Here is a 21,041-nt window from a genome sequence, read left to right on the forward strand (position 1 = left end):
CTGCCCCCCCGGCCCCGATGGGCTCGCCGGGACTGTACCCGCTGTTGGACGTTTCTCCTCAGCGGACGATGCGCCGGTGGCAGATCAGGGACCCAACTGGTGCGGGCACCATCGGCACGACCAAACCCGGCGAACCTTTCCGACCACAGCACTAGGCGGAGTGCCGTGCCCGCAACGCAGCTCGACGGCGGTCGCATCACGAAGGCCGGATCACCACGGCGCTCAATGATCGCCGGCGGGGCGTTGTCGGCATCGAGAACACCGCCAGCTTCGTGGCATTCTCATTGTCCATGCGGCTCCCGCCGAGGTCGGGGCAGTTGGGCGTGTGATGTGTTCAGGAAGGCGAGCCCAGGGGGATGGTGGCGATGTGATCCCAGGAGATGGTTTTGGCTGTGCTGTTGGCGGTGACGTCGACCAGATGTACGGCGTCGATGTGCAGCGGCGCGTGGCGGGGCCGCACTTGCCGCAGTAGCCGTTGAGCCTGGTCGGACTCGGCGTCGCCGTGCGCATAAGCGAGCGTGAGGTGCGGGGATGACCAGCGGTGGCGCACCGCGTCGTCACCGCGTACGGAGCGGATCGTCTTGCGGACGACCTCGTGGAGACGGGCCACCTGCTCGTCCGGATGGAGATCGGCGATCACGCCGGAATGATACGAGAGCATCGGGCCCACCAGGACTTCGAAGGGCTCGATGTGGGCGAGCTGGTCCATGAGGGCGGCGTCGAGTTCGGCACGCTCGTGCTGCGGGATGAAGGCGGCGTAGAGGTCCGTGACCTGATCGAGCGTGTCGTGCAGCCAGTCGCCTTCCACGCACGTGATCGGAAAGTCCCGCAGTACCGCTCGTCCTCGGTTGACGAGCGCGGCCAGCTCCCGATCTTGATCCCGCGGGGTGATGTACACGTGAAGCAGACTCTCGCCCTCGGGCCACGCGGCCTGGGCATGCTGGAATACGAACGGCTTCATGACCATGCACCGTAGCGGTTCGGGCGTGAACATCCGTCGCTAGCAGCCGGGTTGGGTGCCGACCCGGCAGGATGAACCCGCACCCTCAGAGGAGGACCGCCACAATGACGACCGCCTACGACGATATCGGCGCCGCCGAAGACGCGCTCTGGACCAGGCCCCGGACCACTGAGCTTCTTCAGCGTTGCAGCTCCAGGGTGAGGATGGCCTTGGCGATTGACGTCATGCGGTTGGGGCTGCAGCGGGACCTGCGGAAGATGCGCCAGGACTTGAGGCGGGCGACGCCGCGTTCGGCGGGTGCCCGTGTCGCAGCCAGGGCCCGGTTGCGTGTCTTGTCGGTGGGGGTGAGTTCTTGCAGGGGCCTGCGTTTGATGCCTGTGGTCAGCCAAGGGCCGGCGCCCTGGTAGTCGAGATCGGCCACGATGGGAACGCCCTGGCGCTCGCAGATCCGAATGATTCGGTGGGTCCGGGCGGCGGCCAGGTCGTGGGTGCGGCCCGGCAGGGCGGGCGAGAGCCACAGCAGCCTGCCACCGGGATCGGTAACCACCTGTACGTTCACGCCGTGGCGCCGGTGTTTGTGGGAGTAGTCGGCCCGGCCGTCGCCGACCCGGTCGCACTCGGCGAGGGTGCCGTCGAGCAGGACGAAGTCGGGTTCGTGGTCGCGTGGCGTCTTCAGTAGGCCCGGGGCACGTGCGGCGAGCAGGTCGACAACCGCGCTGGTGTAGGCGTGGGCGGTGGACTCGCTGACCCCGAATCCGGCGGCGATCTTTGCCAGAGTGGTGTGTTCACGCAGGTACACCAGTGCCGTCATCGCGCGCTGGGACGGGCGGAGCTTGCAGCGCCGGTCGCCCTCACGGGTGACGATGAGCATGGTGACCCACTCCACGAGTGCGTGCGGCAGGTCGAGTGCGGCAGGATGGATGGCCAACGAGGCCCCCGAGCAGCGTGATGGAGACGTCAGACATCTCGATCAACAGCCCAGGGGCCTCGCTCGTTGCGCTTCACGGCTCATCACCCGATCGGTGGCCACCTCGAAGAAGCTCATTGACGCTGACTTCTTCGCCGATCGAATCGAGGAAAGTTTTTATTGGCTGGGTACGTAGAAGGCCGCTGGATCAAGAAAAAGAAAGACCCTGTTACCGGTAAGCGGGAGCGCACCAGTCGTTACGGCAAGGGATCTCGCTACAGGGTTTCAGGGGTTCCGGGTGTGCGGGGCAGGTCGTTCGAAACGCTGGAGTGCGCGAAGGCATGGCTTCGACGGTCCAGCGCCGATCAAGAGCGCGGAGAGTTTGTTGACCCCCGTGACGGATCGTTTCTCCTTGCGGATTATGTACAGTGCTTCTGGTTCCCCGGCATGTCTGGCTCCATCAAGACCAGGCAGAACCAGAGCCGCAAGGTGTTGCTTCACGTCCTTCCACACCTGGGCCAAGTTCCGCTGAGGGACGTCACCGCTGCTCGACTACGCGCCTATATTGCCGATCTGGAGAAATCCTGCTCGCCACAGTACGCGCGAGCCATCCTCGGGGCTCTGTCCAACATCTTCGAGACGGCCATCGATGACAAGCGATTGATCCGCAACCCCATGCGGGCAAAATCGGTTCGCTGGCCCAAAGCTGACGAAGGGAGACGTGAAGCATGGCCCCCGGAGACGGCTCGCCAGATGCGGGACAGCATAAGCGATCGCTACCGGATAACGGTGGTTCTCGGCGTGGGGTGTGGTCTGCGGCAGGGCGAAGTCTTCGGGCTGAGCCCAGATGACATCGACTATGAAAAAGGTGTCATCTATGTGAGGAGGCAGGTTCAGGCATTTTGTGGACGCCTCTACTTCACTCTCCCGAAGGGCGGTAAGACGCGTGTCGCAGATATGCCTGTATCCGTCGCCCGCGAGTTGAGGGAGCACTCCGAGAAGTACCCGGCGGTGGAGGTGGAGCTGCCACGGGGTGAGCCCGGTAAGCCGACGAGGAAGGTGCTGCTGCTCACGACCAGGTTCGGCAATGCCGTCGCGGTGAACACGTACAACACCTACATCTGGAAGCCTGCGCTGGCTCGCGTTGGAATCATCCCTCCGTGGCCTGCGGGCGCGAAGCCGTGGTAGTGGAAGGCCGCGCACCGGGACGGTTTTCATGTGCTGCGACATACGTACGCGTCGCTGGTCCTTGAAGCCGGCGAGTCGGTGGTGACCTTGGCCAGGTGGCTGGGCCACTCGTCCTCGGTGATCACGCTCAGTCACTATGCTCACTCCATGCCGGAGGCCGGGGGGCGAGGGCGTCGGGCCATCGATGGGTTGCTCGGTGATCCGGTGGACACTGTGGTTGAAAGTTGAAACTTCCCAAATTCTCCCCAAGGTCCTCCGGTGGGCTTTCGGGCGAAGGGGGTGACCGGGGCGGGATTCGATGCGGTCGTATCGGTATGCTTGCATCATTATCTGTGGACCCAATCGACCGCACGTCGCTGACCTGCGACGAAGCCCAGGAAGTAGCCTGATCCGCATGTTGTCCGAAGTCACTGCGACCCGCTATGTCACGCCCTTGCGTGAGGGTGGGTCGCTTCCGGGGATCGTCGAGGGTGACGATCTCGGTACGTATGTCATGAAGTTCACCGGGGCGGGGCAGGGGCGTAAGACTCTGGTCGCCGAGGTCATCTGTGGGGAGCTGGGGCGGCGGCTGGGGTTGCGGGTGCCTGAGCTGGTGCGGATGTGGCTCGATCCGGTGATCGGGCTGAGCGAGCCCGACCAGGAGGTGCAGGGGCTGCTGAAGGCCAGTGGCGGGCTGAACCTCGGGATGGACTATCTGCCGGGGTCGCTCGGGTTCGATCCGCTGGCCTTCGAGGTGTCCGCGCGCGAGGCGGGCCGGGTCGTGTGGTTCGACGCGCTGATCAACAACGTGGACCGCTCGTGGCGCAACCCGAACCTGCTGGTCTGGCATGGTGAGCTGTGGCTGATCGACCACGGCGCCACGATGATCTGGCAGCACAACTGGCCCACCGCCGAGAAGTCGGCGGCCAAGTCGTACGACGCCTCCGACCATGTGCTGGCGAGTTTCGGGCCGGACATCGAGGCCGCGGCGGCCGAGCTGGCGCCGCGTGTCACCGAGGAGCTGCTGACCGAGGTCGCCGCCGCGGTGCCGGACGAGTGGCTGGTGGACGAGCCCGGCTTCGACTCGCCGGACGACCTGCGCCGCGCCTATGTGCGGGCGCTGCTGGGCCGCGCCCCGGTGATCGGCGAGCGGATCGACATCGGGGAACGGACGACGGACGGGCCCTCCCGGGTACCGGGCTGGCTGGCGAGCGAGTTGCCGCGGAGGACAGTGAAGTGAGCGGCCTGCACAACGGACGTGACGTGTTCGAGTACGCCCTGCTCAAGGTCGTACCCCGGGTCGAACGCGGCGAAATGATCAACGCGGGGGTGGTGGTGTACTGCCGCGCCCGGCGCTTCGTCGAGGCGCGTACGCATCTGGACGAGGGGCGGCTGCGGGCCCTGGACGCGACCGTCGACGTCGAGGGCGTCAAGGCGGCCCTGCGTGCCGTCGAGGGGATCTGCGTGGGCGGTGAGCGGGCCGGGCAGGCTGCGGGGGACGACGCGGGGCGGCGCTTCCGGTGGCTGATCGCGCCGCGCAGCACCGTCGTGCAGCCCGGCCCGGTGCACACCGGGCTGACCGCGGACCCGTCCGTCGAGGCCGAGCGGCTGCTCGGCCTGCTGGTGAGGTGAGCGGGAGCGGCCGCCGGCCCGTGCGGGGTCCGGCAGCCGCCCTGAAGTGCGAGGGCGTGCCGGGAAGGCGTTGACAGGGGGTGGCCGGGCTTCTAGCGTCAGCCCTGCTGAAGCTACTAAGCGGTTGCTCACCTGTGGTTGCGGTGCGGCGGACCGCTCGTCGAGGTTTCGAGGGTGAGGAGAACCCCGCATGTCCACCACCGAGCAGCGCGTAGCCGTCGTCACGGGCGCGGCCCGCGGCATCGGCGCGGCCACCGCCGTACGTCTGGCCGCCGAGGGCCGCGCCGTCGCCGTCCTCGACCTGGACGAGGCGGCCTGCAAGGACACCGTCGAGAAGATCACCGCGGCCGGCGGCAGGGCGCTGGCCGTGGGCTGTGACGTCTCGGACGCGGAGCAGGTGGAGGCGGCGGTCGCACGGGTCGCCGCGGAGCTGGGCGCGCCGACCGTCCTCGTCAACAACGCGGGCGTCCTCCGGGACAACCTGCTGTTCAAGATGAGCGAGAGCGACTGGGACACGGTCATGAACGTGCATCTGCGGGGTGCGTTCCTGATGTCGCGTGCCTGTCAGAAGCACATGGTCGACGCCAAGTTCGGCCGGATCGTCAACCTCTCCTCCAGCTCGGCGCTCGGCAACCGCGGGCAGGTCAACTACTCCGCTGCCAAGGCCGGCCTGCAGGGCTTCACCAAGACCCTCGCCATCGAGCTCGGCAAGTTCGGTGTCACCGCCAACGCCGTCGCGCCCGGATTCATCGTCACCGACATGACCGCCGCCACCGCCGAGCGCGTCGGCATGGGCTTCGAGGACTTCCAGGCCGCGGCCGCCACCCAGATCCCCGTACAGCGCGTCGGCAAGCCGGAGGACATCGCCAACGCCATCGCCTTCTTCACGGGCGACGCGGCCGGCTTCGTCTCCGGCCAGATCATGTACGTGGCCGGCGGCCCGCTCAACTGACTCCGGAAGCAGGGAACATGACCGCACAGGACAACCGGCTGCCCGAGCTCTCCGGCAAGGCGGCGCTGGTGACCGGCGCCAGCCGGGGCATCGGGTACGGCATCGCCAAGGCCCTCGTGGCACGCGGTGACAAGGTCTGCATCACCGGCCGCAACGAGGACGCCCTCAAGGAGGCCGTCGAGTCGCTGGGCGCCGACCGGGTCATCGGTGTCGCGGGCAAGGCGCACGACGAGGCCCACCAGCGCGTCGCCGTCGAGCGCGCCATGGAGGCGTTCGGCCGCGTCGACCACCTCGTCAACAACGCCGGTACGAACCCGGTGTTCGGCCCGATCGCCGACCTCGACCTGAACGTCGCCCGCAAGGTGTTCGAGACCAACGTCGTCTCCGCGCTGGGCTTCGCGCAGCGCACCTGGCACGCGTGGCAGAAGGACAACGGCGGCGCGATCGTCAACATCGCGTCCATCGCCGGCGTCTCCGCCTCGCCCTTCATCGGCGCGTACGGCATGAGCAAGGCCGCGATGATCAACCTGACGTTCCAGCTCGCGCACGAGTTCGCGCCGGTGGTACGGGTCAACTCCATCGCCCCAGCGGTGATCAAGACCAAGTTCGCGGCCGCGCTGTACGAGAACCGCGAGGAGGAGGCAGCGGCGGGCTACCCGATGGGACGCCTCGGTGTTCCGGAGGACATCGGGGGCGCGGCGGCGTTCCTGCTGTCCGACGCCGCGGGCTGGGTCACCGGGCAGACGCTCCAGGTGGACGGCGGGCTGTTCCTCAACGCGGGTGTCTGAGGAGCGGCGTACGCGCGGGACCGCGTAGCGGCTTGCGCTCGCGTGCACTCCAAGAGGCAAGGTCTGTGGTGCCGGTCCGCAAGGGGCCGGCATCACACCTGTCACGGCCCGGGACGGAGCCGGTGACGCGACTTCGCGAAGGGGACCGCCATGCGGTACCGCACTCTCGACGGCGGCCGGGGGCCCGAGGTCAGCGCCCTGTGCCTGGGGGCCCTGCCGTTCGGCACCACCGTCGGCGAACCGGCCTCGTTCGCCATCCTGGACCGCTTCGCCGAGGCGGGCGGCACCTTCGTGGACACCGCGAACAACTACGCCTGCTGGGTGCCGGGCGCCACCGGTGACGAGAGCGAGCTGCTGCTCGGGCGCTGGCTGCGCAGCAGGGGCGCCAGGGACCGTACGGTGCTGGCCACGAAGGTCGGAGCGCGTCCCGACCCGTCGCGTGGCCCCGAGTGGCCCGCCAACCGGGAGGGGCTGGGGGAGAAGGCCGTACGGGACGGGGTCGACGGCAGTCTGCGGCGCCTCGGCACCGACCGGGTGGACCTGTACTACGCGCACGTCGACGACCGGGACGTGCCGCTGGAGGAGACCGTGGGAGCGCTCGCGGGCCTGGTGCGGGACGGCACCGTGGGCGTCCTCGGGGCGAGCAACCACGCCACGTGGCGGCTCGCCGAGGCCCGGTACCTCGCCGGGGCGCGGGGCCTGCCCGGCTACCGCGCAGTACAGCAGCGGCACACCTACCTGCGGCCGCGGCACGACGCGGACTCCGGCCTCCAGAGGGAGACCGACGAGGAACTGCTCGACTACGCCGCCGCGCACGAGGACCTGACACTGCTCGGGTATTCGACCCTGATGCACGGTGGGTACGCGCGGCCGGAACGGCCCTTGCCCGAGCGGTACGACCACCCGGGGACGGTGGCGCGGCTGCGGGTCCTTCACGAGGTCGCGGCGGAGGCCGGTGCCACCGTGAACCAGGTGGTGCTGGCCTGGCTGATGGGCGGCCGGGTGCCGGTCGTGCCCGTCCTCGGTGTGAGTTCGGTGACACAGTTGGACGAGTGTCTGGCGGCGCTGGACCTGCAACTGGACGCGGTGCAGCGGGCGCGGCTCGACACGGCCTGAGCGGGTGCGGGCCGGGCGGTGGGCGGGCGTGCGGGCGTTGTCAGTGGTCGCCGGTAAGTTCGTTGCCGAGAACGGATCGCACACCGGAGGTTGCTCAGTGATGACCGACATGCTGCCCGAGTCCTGGCGCGGCGTCCTCGGCGAGGAGTTGGAGAAGCCGTACTTCAAGGAGCTCACCGAGTTCGTCGAGCGGGAGCGGGCCGAGGGGCCGGTCTACCCGCCCCGCGAGGAGGTCTTCGCGGCCCTCGACGCGACCCCGTACGACCAGGTGAAGGTGCTGATCCTGGGGCAGGACCCGTACCACGGCGAGGGGCAGGGGCACGGCCTGTGCTTCTCCGTGCGGCCCGGCGTCAAGACTCCGCCGTCGCTGCGCAACATCTACAAGGAGATGAAGGAGGAGCTGGGCCACCCGGTGCCGGACAACGGGTATTTGATGCCCTGGGCCCAGCAGGGCGTCCTGTTGCTGAACGCGGTGCTGACCGTGCGGGCCGGTGAGGCCAACTCCCACAAGGGCAAGGGCTGGGAGAAGTTCACCGACGCGGTCATAAAGGCCGTCGTCTCCCGGCCGGACCCGGCGGTGTTCGTCCTCTGGGGCAATTACGCGAAGAAGAAGCTCCCGCTGATCGACACGGAGCGGCACGCGGTCGTGGAGGGCGCCCACCCCTCCCCGCTGTCCGCGAAGAAGTTCTTCGGGTCCCGGCCCTTCACCCGGATAAACGAGGCCGTCGCCGCGCAGGGCCACACCCCGATCGACTGGCGCATCCCCGACCTGGGCTGAGCCGGGGAGCCGCGGCGTGCCGCGCACACCGCGCGGTACGGCCGGGCGGCGGTTAGCGTCGGGGAAGGCAGGCCGTGCGTGGCGGCGGACGAGGGCCGGAGGGTGCGGCGGTGGACGATCAGCGTGCGAAGGCCGGCGGTGACGTCGTCCTGACCCGCATCGGGCAGGCGGTCATGCTGCACCGGGGCGGCGACCGGGAAGAGGCGCGCAACCGACTCGCGCGGCTGTGGGCCGAGGTCGGGCCGGACGGTGACCCGTTCCACCGCTGCACCCTCGCGCACTATCTCGCCGACACGCAGGACGACCCGGCCGACGAACTGGACTGGGACCTCACCGCACTCGAAACGGCGCGGGAGGCCGAGGCCGCACCGGCGGCGGGGCGGGACCGGGAGCGGCAGCCTCCGGCGCGCGGGTCCGTGCCCGCGGTGGCGGCCCTGCTGCCGTCCCTCCATCTGCGCCTCGCCGCCGACTACGCCGCCCTGGACCGGCCCGCCGAGGCCCGCGCCCAGCTCGACCGGGCCCGGGAGTCGGCGGCGGCGCTGGGCGATGACGAGTACGGCCGGGGTGTGCGGCAGGCGATCGAACGGCTCGGGGCCCGGATCGCCGGGCCGGGCGGTACGGACGGTGAGGGCGACCCGGGCGGCGGAGGGGGCGCCGGGCGCGCCGGGGAGTGAGGCGGTGCGGGAGGCAGGTGGTGGGGGAGGTGGTATGGGGTGAGGCGGCGCGGGGTGTCAGTCGCCGTAGACGTGGCGGCAGAGGGTGTCGGCCCGGTCGTGGTCCTGCCAGCGCCCGTACTCGCGCGCGAGCTTGCACAGGCCGGGGGCCGGGGCGGCCGGGCGGCGGTTCTCGGCGCGCCGCCACGGCGGTCCGTACCGGCGGGATCCGGGGGCCTTGGGCTTGCCCCGTACGTCCCCGTCCACGCCCGTTCGCTTCTTCTTGCCCGTCGCCGCGGGCTCCGGTTGCTGGGGCCGCGGCGCCTGGGCTCCGGACGCGGGAGGCCGCGCGGGCGCCGGCTGCTGCGCGGCGGCTCCGGGCGGTGTCGTCCGCCGCTCGCGCGCAGGGGGCCGGCTGACCTCCGGGCCGTTGGGCTCGACGGAGGGGGCGGGCAGCGCGGGGCGCGGCAGGAGGCTCTCGGGGGCCGGGCGGGGGGCGACGGTGACACAGCCGGTGGTGACGACCGCCGTCGTCATCACGAGGACCGCCGCTGCGGGAATACGGAGCACCGGCCAACTCTGCCGATCGGGGCGGCTCTTGTGAAGGCTCCGCAGGAGTGAAGGTTCCAGGGGTGGGTTGACGCGGTGTCAGTTGGGGCTGAGGGGGGTGAGGGCGAGGGGGCGTGATCGAGGGGGCTGGGGCCGAGGGGGGGTTGAGGAGATTCTGGGGCCGAGGGGAGCGACTGACGGAGTCGGGGCCGAGTAGGGACGCGACCGAACGGGATCGCGACCGCGAGGAGATCGGGGGCCGCGAGGGAGTGGGGCCGAGGGGCCGTGACCGGGTGGGGGCATGACCGGGTGGGGGGTGACGTCGGCTGTGGCTGCGGGGCGCCACGTGTCGACTGTGCCGTGAAGCCGTGGCCGTGGCCGTGGCCGTGGCCGTGGCTGCGGAAGCGGAAGCGGAAGCTGCGGCGTGTCGGCTCATGTGTCAGCTACGGCCGAGCATCCCGGCGAGCAGTTCCTGGAAGCCGGCGCGGAGTTCCCGCCGGGTCGGCGGCGTCGCGTGGCACTGCCCGGCGACGCAGGAGAAGAGGACGCCGTCGCTCCAGGCGATCATGTTCAGCGCGTGCCGTTCGGGAGCCGCCGACCCGGCTGCCGCCAGCATCGCCACCAGCGCCTCGCGGAACTGCTGTCCGGCCCGGTCGTAGAGCGCGCGCAGTTCGGGGCGGCGAGTGGCCTCCAGGGCCAGTTCGTAGCGGGCGACGACGAGTTCCCGGTGGTGGGTCAGCGAACGGTGCAGGGTGAGGGAGAGGGCCTCGGCCAGCGCGTCGGCGCCGCCGCCCGCCGCATCCGGCATCTCCCGGGGCGTGAGGACGGCCGCCTCGCGCTCGGCCAGTCGCCGTACCACCGCTTCCAGCAGGGCCGCGCGGGTGCGCGCGAGGTTCGAGGTGGACCCCTGTGGCAGTCCGGCGGCCTCGTCGACGGCCCGGTGGGTGAGTCCGCGCAGTCCGCGTTCGGCGAGCAGGGCCAGGGCCGCGTCGGCGATGCGTTCATGGCGGGGTGCGGCGGCCTCGGAGTGGGGGACGGGGTTGTCGGTGCGGGGGGCGGCGTTACCGGTCATGGCAGGTGAGCCTATCGCCTGGACTACGGGTGTAGTAGCGTGGAACTACAGGTGTAGTCATCGGGGCGGTCGGGCTGGAGCGGGTGGGCCGGAAGGGGCGACGCGTGGCGGCGGACGGTTCATCGCGCGTCGGCCCCCGGACGCGTCGGCTGTGGCGGCTCACGGTGGCAGATGGCACGTTCCTCGGGGAGGACTCATGCGGCAGCGCACAGCGATCGTCATCGGTGGCGGGATCGGCGGCCTGACCGCCGCCGTCGCCCTGCGCCGGCAGGGGTGGCAGGTCACGGTCCTGGAACGGGCCCCCTCACTCGAACCCGTCGGCGCCGGCATCGCTCTCGCGCCCAACGCCCAGCGCGCGCTGGACACGATCGAGATGGGCGACGCCGTACGGGCCATGGCCGCCTGGCAGACCGAAGGACAGCTCAGGACGCCACGCGGCCGTCGGCTGGCCTGTACGGACAACGCCGCCTCCGTACGGCGCTTCGGCGGCCCCGTCGTGATCACGCACCGCGCGGAGCTGGTCGGCCTGCTCACCGCGCGGCTGCCCGAGGGAGCCGTACGGACCGGAGCGCCCGCCGAGGTGGCCGACCCGGGTGACCCCGCACGGCCGGACCGCCCGGCCCACGTACACGTACTCCCGCCCAACGGAGGCCGGGCCCCCACGGGGAGCCGGAGTTCCCCTGGGAACCGGCTCTCCACCGTAGACCGGCGCCTGACAAGGAGCCCCGTCGGCCACCCCACCGGAACTCCCGCCGAAACCCCCTCCGCCCCCACCACCACCCCCACCACCCTCACCGCCGACCTCGTCATAGCCGCCGACGGCATCCACTCCGCCGCCCGCCGCACGCTGTTCCCCGGCCACCCCGGGCCCCGCTACGCCGGTTTCACGAGCTGGCGTCTCGTGGTCCCGGCCCCCAGCCGTCCGTACGCGGGGCACGAGACATGGGGGCGCGGCGAGACGTGGGGGAGCGTGCCGCTGCACGGCGGCCGGGTGTACGCGTACGCCACCGCGGTCGTGCCACCCGGGGGCCGCGCGCCCGACGACGAACGGTCCGAGCTGCTGCGGCGCTTCGGCGGCTGGCACCACCCCGTACCCGAGATCCTCGAAGCCGCCGACCCGGCCGGCATCCTGCGCAACGACGTTCATACGGCGGCCCGCCCGCTGCCCGCCTGCCACCGGGGCCGGGTCGCGCTGCTCGGCGACGCGGCGCACCCGATGACGCCGAACATCGGCCAGGGCGGGTGTCAAGCGGTCGAGGACGCGATCGTGCTGGCCCACCACGTCGGGGCGGGCCGGGAACTGCCGGGCGCCCTCGACGCATACACGCGGGACCGGCTGCCGCGGACCACGGAGGTCGTGCGCCGGGCGGAGCGCGTCGGCCGCCTCACCACCTGGCGGTCCGTACCGGGCGCGCTGCTGCGCGGGGCCGCCGTCGCCTGCACCGCGCGGTTCGCCCCGGACCTCGCGCTGCGGGCTCTCGACGGCATCGCCGACTGGCGGCCGCCGGGCGCCACGTATGCTTCCGGGGCGCCGGGCACACGGCCGGCGCGCCCGGCACGATGACCGCACGGCATCGGGGTGGGCGGCACCAACGGCACGCCCGGCGCGCCGGTCCGCGCAGGCGGCCCGCGGCGACGGCGCAACCCAGGGAGTACGCGTGAAGGTCGGCTGCATCGGACTCGGCGACATCGCACAGAAGGCGTATCTGCCGGTGCTCGGCGCGCTGCCCGATGTCGAGCTGCACCTCCAGACCCGTACCCCGGCCACCCTGGAGCGGGTCGCGGGAACGTATCGCCTGCCCGCCGGCCAGTGCCACACCGACCTGGACGGGCTGCTCGCCGAGGGCCTGGACGCGGCGTTCGTGCACGCGCCCACCACCGCACACCCGGAGATCGTCACCCGCCTCGTCGAGGCCGGGGTGCCGACCTATGTCGACAAACCGATCGCGTACGAGCTGGCCGAGAGCGAGCGCATCGTGCGGCTCGCCGAAGAGCGCGGCGTCAGCCTGGCGGTCGGCTTCAACCGCCGCTTCGCGCCGGGCTACGCGCAGTGCCTGGAACACCCCCGCGACCTGATCCTGATGCAGAAGAACCGGGTCGGCCTGCCGGAGGAACCGCGCTCGCTGGTGCTGGACGACTTCATCCACGTGGTGGACACGCTGCGCTTCCTGGCGCCCGGGACCGTCGATCATGTGGACGTGCGGGCGAAGGTCCGGGACGGTCTGCTGCACCATGTGGTGCTGCACCTCTCCGGCGACGGGTTCAGCGCCATCGGCAGCATGAACCGGCTCAGCGGTTCCGCGGAGGAGATCCTCGACGTGTCGGGACAGGACACCAAGCGCCAGGTCGTCAACCTCGCCGAGGTCATCGACCACAAGGGGCAGCCGAGCGTACGGAGGCGCGGCGACTGGGTGCCGGTGGCCCGGCAGCGCGGCATCGAACAGATCGTGCCCGCCTTCCTGGACGACGTCCGAGCCGGCAGGTTCGTCTCGGCCGAGGACGCGCTGCGGACGCACGAGCTGTGCGAGCGGGTGGTCCGCGAGGCGCTGGCCCAGGGGGCGTGAGGCCGCCCGCCTGCGAGTCGGCCCCCGATCCGGCCGGACCCCATCCACAGCCGTCCGTCCACAGCCGTCCGTGCGGAGCCGTCCGCCCGGAGCCGTCCGTGCGGAGTGGGCTGTCCACAGTGGCCCGTCCGGAGCGGCCCCTGTCGTCGCCCTCCTGGTCCGCCGCTATCGAGGCGCGAGCGTCTCGCGCCAGTTGTCGACGGTGACGACGTCCGCCCACTGCGGGAACAGCCGCTCGATGAGGACGCGGTGCAGCTCCGGATCGGTGTCCAGACACGCGTCGGACAGGACGGTGAGGCCGAAGTCCAGGTCGTTCGCCTGGCACAGGGTGGACAGCACCACGGCGCTGGTGGCGATGCCGGTGAGCACGAGATGGTCGATGCCGCGCGCCCTGAGCACCACGTCGAGATCGCTGCCCGAGAACGCGCTCGCCCGTCTCTTGGTGACCACCACGTCGCCGGGCCGGGGCGCGACCTCGGGGTGGATCTCGGTGCCGGGGGCGCCCTCGATGTAGAGGCCGGCCCGTGCGATGCCGGCCAGCGCCCTGTTGCGGGTGCCGACTTCCGGGAAGCCGGGACGTAGCGCGATGACCACGTAGATCACGGGTATGTCCGCCGCCCGGGCCCCGTCGATCGCCCTGCGCAGGCGTGGCAGGTAGCCGGAGCCGTCGTCGGCGATGTCCACGATGGCCTGTTGGACGTCCATCACGAGAAGGGCGCTGCTCATGTCGTCTCCGGGAACGAAGGTACCGAGGTACGAAGGAACGAAATCAGTACGGCGTTGAAACGGACCGGTCCAGGTGCCTCAGCCGGCAGTTCGCGCGACGCGCGACGCAGGGTGAACGACGTGAGGTGAACCACTCCATCGGGCACGGCCTGCTGGAGAGCCTAGTCAACTCCGCATACCACGACCCGCTTCGGCAACCGCTCCGCTCACCGGAGGCCGAACTCGTGCCCACGCGACGCGCCGGGCGGCGGCGAACGGATGAACTCGCCAGGCGCGCCGCAGCACTAACGGTTCCGTTCCGCCTCGTGTGCTCCCCGGCGTGACCGGAGCGCACGCGCTCCCGTCACCACCGCGTACGCGCCGAGCGCCAGCATCCCGCCGTACAGCGCCCAGTCGCCGAGGCGTACGTACGGGCTGGTGCCCTCGGCCAGCGGCACGTCGTACACGGCCGCCGCGCCCCGGTCGGTGCCGAGCCGGCCGCCCACCGGCTCGCCCCGCGGCCCGTACACCGCGCTGACCCCGGTCAGGGTGGCGTGTGTCATCGGGCGCCAGGTCTCGGCGGCGCGCAGCGCGGCCAGCGAGGCGTGCTGGGCCGGCGCCCAGCTCTCCTGGAAGGTCGACGTGGAGGACTGCGCGACGAGCAGCTCCGCGCCGTCGCGCACCAGTTGGCGGCTCATGTCGGGGAACGCCGACTCGAAGCAGACCAGCGGCCCCACGCGCAGCCCGCCCGCCGAGCCGACCGGCATCAGCACCTGCCGGGTGCCGCGCATCCGGTTCTGGTCGGCGGCCTTGCCGACGTGCGTCGCCCAGCCCAGTACGGAGCGGAGCGGGATGTACTCGCCGAAGGGGACCAGCCGCATCTTGTCGTAGCGGTGGCCGGTCGTGCCCCGCGGGCCGACCAGGACGGAACTCTTGTAGATGCCGGGCTGACCGGCGTGCCGCCCGTCGACGTTCACCAGGAGGTCGGCGCCCACCTCCCGGGAGAGCGCGGCGAGCCGGGCCGCCATGGCCGGGCTGCGGGCCAGGTCGCGGTTGACGCTGCTCTCGCCCCAGACCACCAGCTCGGCGCCGCGCCCCGCCAGCGAGCGGGTCAGCGCCTCGCCGCGCGCTATCCGCGCCTCGGCGCCCGCGACCTCGCCCGGTTGGACGACGCCGACGCGGACCGTGCCCGCCGCCCGCGGCACCGGCGCCCACAGCCAGGCCGCGGCGCCGCCCACCGCGCCGACGAGGAGCCCCGCCACGGCCGGGACCCGGGCGCGCGGCAGGGCGACGAGGACGGCGAGCGCGGTGTTGACCGCCACGATGACCAGGCTCAGCAGCCACACGCCGCCGAGGGAGGCGAGCCGCAGGGCGGGCGGCACCTGCCACTGGCTGGCACCCAGCAGCCCCCAGGGGCCGCCCAAGTACTCCCACGACCTGACCAGTTCGACCATCAGCCAGCCGGACGGCACGAGGACGAGGGATGCCGCACACCGGCGTGCGCTCGGCGCCCCATGCAGCAAGGTCCGTACGAGCAGGCCCCAGGGCGCCCACAACAGGCCGAGCAGCGCCGCCAGCACGAGGATGAAGACATGCAGGCTCGGCAGCAGCCAGTGGTGCACCGCCAGCATGAAGCCGGCGCCGCCGAGCCAGCCGTCCAGCGCCGCGCGGCGCTTCGTACAAGCCGAACGCGCCAGCAGGACCCACGGGACGAGGGCGACGTAGGCCAGCCACCACAGGGCGGGCGCCGGGAAGGCCAGTGCGGGCAGCGCCCCGGCCACGACCGCGGCGGCTCCACGCCCCCAGGGCGACGCGAGCGCTTTGTCCCACCGGTCGGCCGACTCCCGCATACCGCTCCCTCCATCGGATCGCTGCGTCCAGTGTGCGCGCGTCGGCCGATCATGGACAGAAGGCGGGGTGCGGCCCGTCAGGTCCGCGCCGGGAGGATCTGCCGCCACTTCTCGTGGACGACGACCTCGCTCAGCCGCCAGCCGTCGGTGGCGCGGCGGGCGGTGAAGACGTAGCGGCCCGCGCACGTGTAGTTCGGCACGGCCGACGCGCCCGCGCCCTTGCCCGGGTGCCGGCCGTGCGGGCCGGTGGCCGTGTCGGGCGGCGCGTCGTGGTCGGGCGGTGTGTCGTGCGGGCCCGTGAGGTGCATCGGGTTGAGGTAGTCCGCCTGCACGGTGGCCGTGTCGCCGGGCGCGCCGCCGTCGCGCAGCGCGATGCCGATCCGCCGGTTGACGATCAGGTGCTGACGTACCGGGAAACGTCGCATCATCTCGGCGAGCCAGTCCGCGATGTCGGTGACGCTGCCCGCGATGCCGCCCGCCGAGCGGTAGTCGGCGCGCCCCTCGGGGACGAACAGGCCCCGGTAGGCGGCCCAGTCGCCGTCGTCCACGGCGATCGCGTAGCCGGTGATCAGATCATCGATGGCGAGGCGGTCCATGACAGTGGTGTGTTCCACACGCTGGGTCATCGCCTCAGTGTTCGGCATGGCGGCGCCTCCGCCAAGGGCCGGGCCGCACCGGTGGTACGGCCGTAGGCCCCCACCCTGAGGTGGGAGCCTACGGGGGAACGGCGGTCCGGGGCCTGGGGGGCCTGGCGGTTCGGTGGCCTGGCGTCTCGGGAGCGGGCGGTGCCTCGACCCTCCGGTGGCCCGGTGCTCAGGCCCTCCGGTGCTCCGGCCCTCCGGTGGCCCGGTGCTCAGGCCCTCCGGTGGCCCGGTGGCCCGGAGCACCGGTGGTCAGTGCGCCGAGGCCGGTTCCGTGGCTGCGCGGGCCGCCCGTTCGGCGGAGGTCCGTGCCTGTACGAACTGGGTGCGGTACAGCTCCTCGTAGCGACCGCCCGCCGCGAGCAGCGCGTCGTGGGTGCCGCGCTCCACGATCCGTCCGTCCTCGACCACCAGGATCAGGTCGGCGGCCCGTACGGTCGACAGCCGGTGTGCGATGACCACGGACGTACGGCCTTCCAGGGCCTCGGCCAGCGCCTCCTGCACCGCCGCCTCGGAGGTGTTGTCCAGGTGGGCGGTGGCCTCGTCCAGGATCACCACGCGCGGCCTGGCCAGCAGCAGGCGGGCGATGGTCAGCCGCTGCCGTTCACCGCCGGAGAGCCGGTAGCCGCGCTCACCGACCACCGTGTCCAGGCCGTCGGGCAGCGAGGCGATCAGGCCGTCCAGGCGGGAGCGGCGCAGCGCGTCCCACAGTTCCTCCTCTGCCGCCTCCGGCCTGGCCAGCAGCAGGTTCTCGCGGATCGTGTCGTGGAAGAGGTGCCCGTCCTGGGTCACCATGCCGAGGGTGTCGCGGATCGAGTCGGCCGTCAGGTCGCGGACGTCCACGCCGCCGATCCGTACCGCGCCGGTGTCCGCGTCGTACAGCCGCGGCAGCAACTGCGCGATCGTCGACTTGCCGGCGCCCGAGGAGCCGACCAGGGCGACCATCTGGCCCGGTTCCGCGCGGAAGGAGATGTCGTGCAGCACCTCGGCGCCGCCCCGGGGGTCCAGGGCCGCCACCTCTTCGAGGGAGGCGAGGGAGACCTTGTCGGCGGACGGGTAGCCGAAGCGTACGGAGTCGAACTCCACCGCGACCGGACCGTCCGGCACCGCGCGGGCGTCCGGCTTCTGCTCGATCAGCGGCTTGAGGTCGAGTACTTCGAAGACCCGCTCGAAGCTGACCAGCGCGCTCATCACCTCGGTGTGTGCCCCGGACAGGGCCGTCAGCGGCGCGTACAGGCGGGTGAGCAGCAGGGCCAGTGAGACGATCGCGCCCGTTTCGAGGTGGCCGCGCAGCGCCAGGAAGCCGCCGAGGCCGTAGACGACGGCGAGGGCGAGGGCGGAGACCAGGGTGAGCGCGGTGACGAAGTACGTCTGGACCATCGCGGTACGGACCCCGATGTCCCGTACCCGCCGGGCCCGCGCGGCGAACTCGGCGGACTCCCGGGCCGGGCGGCCGAAGAGCTTGACGAGGGTGGCGCCCGGCGCGGAGAACCGCTCGGTCATCTGGGTGCCCATCGCGGCGTTGTGGTCGGACGCCTCCCGGCGCAGCCCGGCCAGCCGCCGGCCGACGCGGCGCGCGGGCAGCACGAACACCGGCAGCAGCACCAGCGCGATCAGCGTGATCTGCCACGACAGGCTCAGCATCACCACGAGCGTCAGCAGGAGTGTCACGACGTTGCCGACCACGCTGGACAGCGTGTCGCTGAACGCCCGCTGCGCGCCGATCACATCGTTGTTCAGGCGACTGACCAGGGCGCCCGTCCGGGTACGGGTGAAAAAGGCGACCGGCATCCGCTGTACGTGGTCGTAGACGGTGGTCCGCAGGTCGAGGATCAGCCCCTCGCCCAGCCCCGCCGACAGCCGCCGGGTCAGCAGGCCGAGCCCCGCCTCCGCCACCGCGATGGTGGCGATCAGCCCGGCGAGGCCCAGGACGGTACCGGCCGCCCCGCCGCCGTCGATGGCGTCGACCACCCGGCCGGCGAGCAGCGGAGTGGCGACCGCCAGTACGGCGGTCACCGTGCTCAGCACCAGGAACCAGGCCAGTGAACGCCGGTGCGGCCGGGCGAAGGCGACGATGCGCCGCAGGGTGGAGCGGGAGAACGGGCGCCTGTCCTGCTGCGCGTTCAGGGCACTGTGCAGCGAGTGCCAGGCGGTTACTTCCATGTCCATCGCGGTCCTCCGGGGCGGCGTGGGCGGCACGGGATCGATCGCGGGCCGTGATGACCGGCGACATGCCAGAAGCTATGACCTCAACCAATGTTGAGGTCAAGGGATTCCTTTGTCGGCGCGCCGGGAGCCGGTGGGGGAGGGGTGTGCCGGGGGCGCGCACCGGGCCGGTGCGCTGGGCGTGCGGTGGCGAGCGGGAGTGCGTACGGGCGTACGGAGGTGCAGAGGTGCTCACGGGCGTACGGAGGTGCGCAGGTGCTGACGGGAGTGCTGAGAGGTGCGGGAGTCCGGAGTGCCTGCGGGCGTGCGGAGCGGCTGCCGCAACGACTCTCAAGTTCCGGTCGCCGCCCGTCGCCACGCCGTGGTGCGCAGCAGGCGCAGCCCGTTGAGTCCGACCAGGACGGTCGACCCCTCGTGCCCGAGCACGCCCAGCGGCAGCGGGAGGTGCCCGGCCAGGTCCCAGGTGACCAGCGCGCCGATGCACACGGACGCGATGACCAGGTTCTGCACCACCAGCCGGCGCGCCCGGCGGGAGAGCGCGACGACCGTCGGCACCGCGCCGGCCTCGTCGCGCACCACCACCGCGTCGGCCGTCTCCAGTGCCAGGTCGGATCCCGCCCGGCCCATGGCGACGCCGCTGTGCGCGGCGGCCAGGGCAGGAGCGTCGTTCACCCCGTCACCGACCATGAGCACCTTCGCCCCGCCGTCCTGCCAGGTCCGGACCACGGCCACCTTGTCCTGGGGCAGCAGCCCGGCGCGTACGTCCGTGATGCCGCACTCCTCGGCCGTGCGGCGGGCGGCGCGGGCGTTGTCGCCGGTCAGCAGCGTCACCCCGGTCGCAGGTCCGGCCCCGGCTCGGCCTCCGGTCCCGGCTCGGCCTCCGGTCCTGGCTCCGGCTCCGGTCCTGGCTCCGGCTCCGGTAAGGCGGTGCAGCCGGGCCACGGCCTCGGGGGCGCCCGGGCGCAGCCGGTCGGTGACGGTCAGTACGGCGGCGGGTGTGCCGTCCACCAGGACGGCCACCGCGGTGTGACCGGCGGCCTCACCTTCCGCCACGGCGGCGCGCGCCTCGCGCAGCCGTTCCTCCGCACGCTCCGCACAGCTCCCTGATGCCTCCGCGCTCAGCAGCGCAGCCGGGCTCCCGACCCGTACCGTGCGCCCCTCGACAACGGCGCGCACGCCCCGGCCCGGCGCGGACGAGAAACCGTCCGCGCCGGGCACCCGCGGGCCCCGCTCCCTGGCGGCGGCGACCACGGCCCGGGCGAGCGGGTGTTCGCTGGGACGCTCCGCCGCGGCGGCGAGCGCGAGGACCCGCGCCCCGTCCGCGCCACCCAGTGCACGTACCTCGGTGATCCGCGGCGCGCCCTCGGTGAGCGTGCCGGTCTTGTCCATCGCGACCCGCGTCACCGCCCCCAGCCCCTCCATCGCCACCGCCGACTTGACCAGGACGCCGTGCCGCCCGGCGGTGGCGATCGCGGACAGCAGCGGCGGCATGGTGGCCAGCACGACCGCGCACGGCGACGCCACGATCATGAAGGTCATGGCCCGCAGCAGGGTCGTGGTGAATTCCGCGCCGAGGAGCAGCGGCAGCGCGAACAGGGCGAGGGTCACGGCCACCACCGCGGTGGAGTACCGCTGCTCGACCTTCTCGATGAACACCTGGGTGGGTGCCTTCGTGCGGCCCGCCTCCTCGACCATGGCGACGATGCGGGCGATCGCCGACTCGGAGGCGTCCTTGCCGACCCGTACCCGCAGCGCCCCGGTGCCGTTCAGCGTCCCCGCGAAGACCTCGTCGGCCGGGCCCTTGTCCACCGGCAGCGGCTCGCCGGTGATGGTGGCCTGGTCCACCTCGCTCGCGCCGTCCAGCACCGTGCCGTCGGCGGGCAGCCGCTCCCCGGGGCGTACGAGCACCGTGTCGCCCACTTGCAGCGCGGCCGCCTCGACGGTCTCTTCCCGGCCGTCCGTCGTCAGCCGTACGGCGGTGGAGGGCGCGAGGTCGAGCAGACCGCGCACCGAGTCCTCGGTGCGCCGGGTGGCCACGGCCTCCAGGGCGCCGGAGACCGCGAAGATCACGATCAGCAGGCCGCCGTCCAGGAACTGCCCGATCGCCGCCGCGCCGACCGCCGCGACGACCATCAGCAGGTCGACGTCGAGGGTGCGTTCGCGCAGCGCCCGCAGGCCCGCGAGGCCCGGTTCCCAGCCGCCGGCCGCGTAACACACCGCGTACAGCGGCCCCCACGCCCACGCCGGGGCGCCCGCCAGGTCGAGGGGGAGGGCGAGCAGGAACGCGAGCGCGGAGACGGCTGCCCAGCGCGTCTCGGGGAGGGCGAAGAGGCGGGTGCGGCGCGGCTGCGGCGGGGGAGCGGCCGACACCGGCGCCGCGGCCGCCGCTGCCGGTGCAGCGGAGCGAAGCGCGCCGGCCGGTGGCGCCGCGGTGGCCGGGGGCTGCTGCGTACGGCCATGGCTGGACGTGGACGTCATCGGTACCTCGGTGCGGGGAGAAGGGCGGGGCGGAACCCGGACACCATAACCGAACACATGAA

Annotated in this window: 20 protein-coding genes; 11 read left to right on the forward strand and 9 right to left on the reverse strand. The window is 72.1% G+C overall.

Going from position 1 to position 21,041, the window contains the following annotated elements; genetic code table 11:
• Nucleotides 1–334: 334 nt before the first annotated feature.
• Both ACH4EB_RS21560 and ACH4EB_RS21565 read right to left on the reverse strand, forming a co-directional pair.
• Complete coding sequence (locus tag ACH4EB_RS21560; protein ID WP_398349157.1) at nt 335–961, reverse strand: 2'-5' RNA ligase family protein; 627 nt, start codon at nt 959–961, stop codon at nt 335–337.
• 178 nt (nt 962–1,139) lie between these two features.
• Entirely contained in the window at nt 1,140–1,889 is a 750-nt protein-coding gene (locus ACH4EB_RS21565) for a transposase family protein (protein ID WP_398349158.1), read from the reverse strand.
• A 426-nt stretch (nt 1,890–2,315) separates the two neighbouring features.
• On the opposite strand from ACH4EB_RS21565, the gene ACH4EB_RS21570 reads away from it, so the two are divergent.
• From ACH4EB_RS21570 to ACH4EB_RS21610, 9 genes are all read left to right on the forward strand, one after another.
• Nucleotides 2,316–3,056, forward strand: a complete 741-nt coding sequence (locus tag ACH4EB_RS21570) for a tyrosine-type recombinase/integrase (protein WP_398349159.1) — start codon at nt 2,316–2,318, stop codon at nt 3,054–3,056.
• An 81-nt stretch (nt 3,057–3,137) separates the two neighbouring features.
• Nucleotides 3,138–3,284, forward strand: a complete 147-nt coding sequence (locus ACH4EB_RS21575) for a hypothetical protein (RefSeq protein WP_398349385.1) — start codon at nt 3,138–3,140, stop codon at nt 3,282–3,284.
• A 166-nt stretch (nt 3,285–3,450) separates the two neighbouring features.
• Nucleotides 3,451–4,275 carry a HipA family kinase gene (locus ACH4EB_RS21580; protein WP_398349160.1) on the forward strand — a complete coding sequence of 275 codons (825 nt, stop codon included), beginning with the start codon at nt 3,451–3,453 and terminating at the stop codon, nt 4,273–4,275.
• On the forward strand, nt 4,272–4,667 hold the full coding sequence (locus tag ACH4EB_RS21585; protein ID WP_398349161.1) for a DUF3037 domain-containing protein: 396 nt from the start codon (nt 4,272–4,274) through the stop codon (nt 4,665–4,667). Before ACH4EB_RS21580 ends, ACH4EB_RS21585 begins: the two co-directional genes overlap by 4 nt.
• A 190-nt stretch (nt 4,668–4,857) precedes the next feature.
• Nucleotides 4,858–5,619 carry a 3-oxoacyl-ACP reductase FabG gene (gene fabG, locus ACH4EB_RS21590; protein WP_398349162.1) on the forward strand — a complete coding sequence of 254 codons (762 nt, stop codon included), beginning with the start codon at nt 4,858–4,860 and terminating at the stop codon, nt 5,617–5,619.
• Nucleotides 5,620–5,636: 17 nt separating this feature from the next.
• A complete protein-coding gene (locus ACH4EB_RS21595; protein WP_398349163.1) occupies nt 5,637–6,407 on the forward strand; it encodes an SDR family oxidoreductase in 771 nt (256 codons plus the stop codon).
• 150 nt (nt 6,408–6,557) lie between these two features.
• Entirely contained in the window at nt 6,558–7,523 is a 966-nt protein-coding gene (locus ACH4EB_RS21600; protein WP_398349164.1) for an aldo/keto reductase, read from the forward strand.
• Nucleotides 7,524–7,623: 100 nt separating this feature from the next.
• Entirely contained in the window at nt 7,624–8,301 is a 678-nt protein-coding gene (locus ACH4EB_RS21605; protein ID WP_398349165.1) for a uracil-DNA glycosylase, read from the forward strand.
• A 110-nt stretch (nt 8,302–8,411) separates the two neighbouring features.
• Nucleotides 8,412–8,975, forward strand: a complete 564-nt coding sequence (locus ACH4EB_RS21610) for a hypothetical protein (RefSeq protein WP_398349166.1) — start codon at nt 8,412–8,414, stop codon at nt 8,973–8,975.
• 57 nt (nt 8,976–9,032) lie between these two features.
• On the opposite strand, the gene ACH4EB_RS21615 is transcribed toward ACH4EB_RS21610, so the two are convergent.
• Both ACH4EB_RS21615 and ACH4EB_RS21620 read right to left on the reverse strand, forming a co-directional pair.
• Complete coding sequence (locus ACH4EB_RS21615) at nt 9,033–9,524, reverse strand: hypothetical protein (RefSeq protein WP_398349167.1); 492 nt, start codon at nt 9,522–9,524, stop codon at nt 9,033–9,035.
• Between the two features lie 418 nt (nt 9,525–9,942).
• Nucleotides 9,943–10,575 carry a TetR/AcrR family transcriptional regulator gene (locus ACH4EB_RS21620; protein WP_398349168.1) on the reverse strand — a complete coding sequence of 211 codons (633 nt, stop codon included), beginning with the start codon at nt 10,573–10,575 and terminating at the stop codon, nt 9,943–9,945.
• A 196-nt stretch (nt 10,576–10,771) separates the two neighbouring features.
• Here ACH4EB_RS21620 and ACH4EB_RS21625 point away from each other — a divergent pair, with 196 nt between their 5' ends.
• Nucleotides 10,772–12,139: an FAD-dependent monooxygenase gene (locus ACH4EB_RS21625; protein WP_398349169.1), complete on the forward strand. Its 1,368-nt coding sequence runs from the start codon at nt 10,772–10,774 to the stop codon at nt 12,137–12,139.
• 94 nt (nt 12,140–12,233) lie between these two features.
• Complete coding sequence (locus ACH4EB_RS21630; RefSeq protein WP_398349170.1) at nt 12,234–13,139, forward strand: Gfo/Idh/MocA family protein; 906 nt, start codon at nt 12,234–12,236, stop codon at nt 13,137–13,139.
• A 165-nt stretch (nt 13,140–13,304) separates the two neighbouring features.
• On the opposite strand, the gene ACH4EB_RS21635 is transcribed toward ACH4EB_RS21630, so the two are convergent.
• The 5 genes from ACH4EB_RS21635 to ACH4EB_RS21655 form a co-directional block, all read right to left on the reverse strand.
• Nucleotides 13,305–13,865, reverse strand: coding sequence for a cysteine hydrolase family protein (locus tag ACH4EB_RS21635; protein ID WP_398349171.1), 561 nt, complete (start codon nt 13,863–13,865; stop codon nt 13,305–13,307).
• Nucleotides 13,866–14,149: 284 nt separating this feature from the next.
• Nucleotides 14,150–15,694, reverse strand: coding sequence for an apolipoprotein N-acyltransferase (gene lnt / locus ACH4EB_RS21640; RefSeq protein ID WP_398349172.1), 1,545 nt, complete (start codon nt 15,692–15,694; stop codon nt 14,150–14,152).
• Between the two features lie 77 nt (nt 15,695–15,771).
• On the reverse strand, nt 15,772–16,320 hold the full coding sequence (locus tag ACH4EB_RS21645) for a nuclear transport factor 2 family protein (protein WP_398349173.1): 549 nt from the start codon (nt 16,318–16,320) through the stop codon (nt 15,772–15,774).
• 267 nt (nt 16,321–16,587) lie between these two features.
• A complete protein-coding gene (locus tag ACH4EB_RS21650) occupies nt 16,588–18,504 on the reverse strand; it encodes an ABC transporter ATP-binding protein (RefSeq protein ID WP_398349174.1) in 1,917 nt (638 codons plus the stop codon).
• A gap of 327 nt (nt 18,505–18,831) precedes the next feature.
• Complete coding sequence (locus tag ACH4EB_RS21655) at nt 18,832–20,979, reverse strand: heavy metal translocating P-type ATPase (RefSeq protein ID WP_398349175.1); 2,148 nt, start codon at nt 20,977–20,979, stop codon at nt 18,832–18,834.
• Between the last annotated feature and the right edge of the window lie 62 nt (nt 20,980–21,041).

This window comes from Streptomyces sp. NPDC018045 (assembly GCF_044327445.1).
GTDB lineage: Bacteria > Actinomycetota > Actinomycetes > Streptomycetales > Streptomycetaceae > Streptomyces.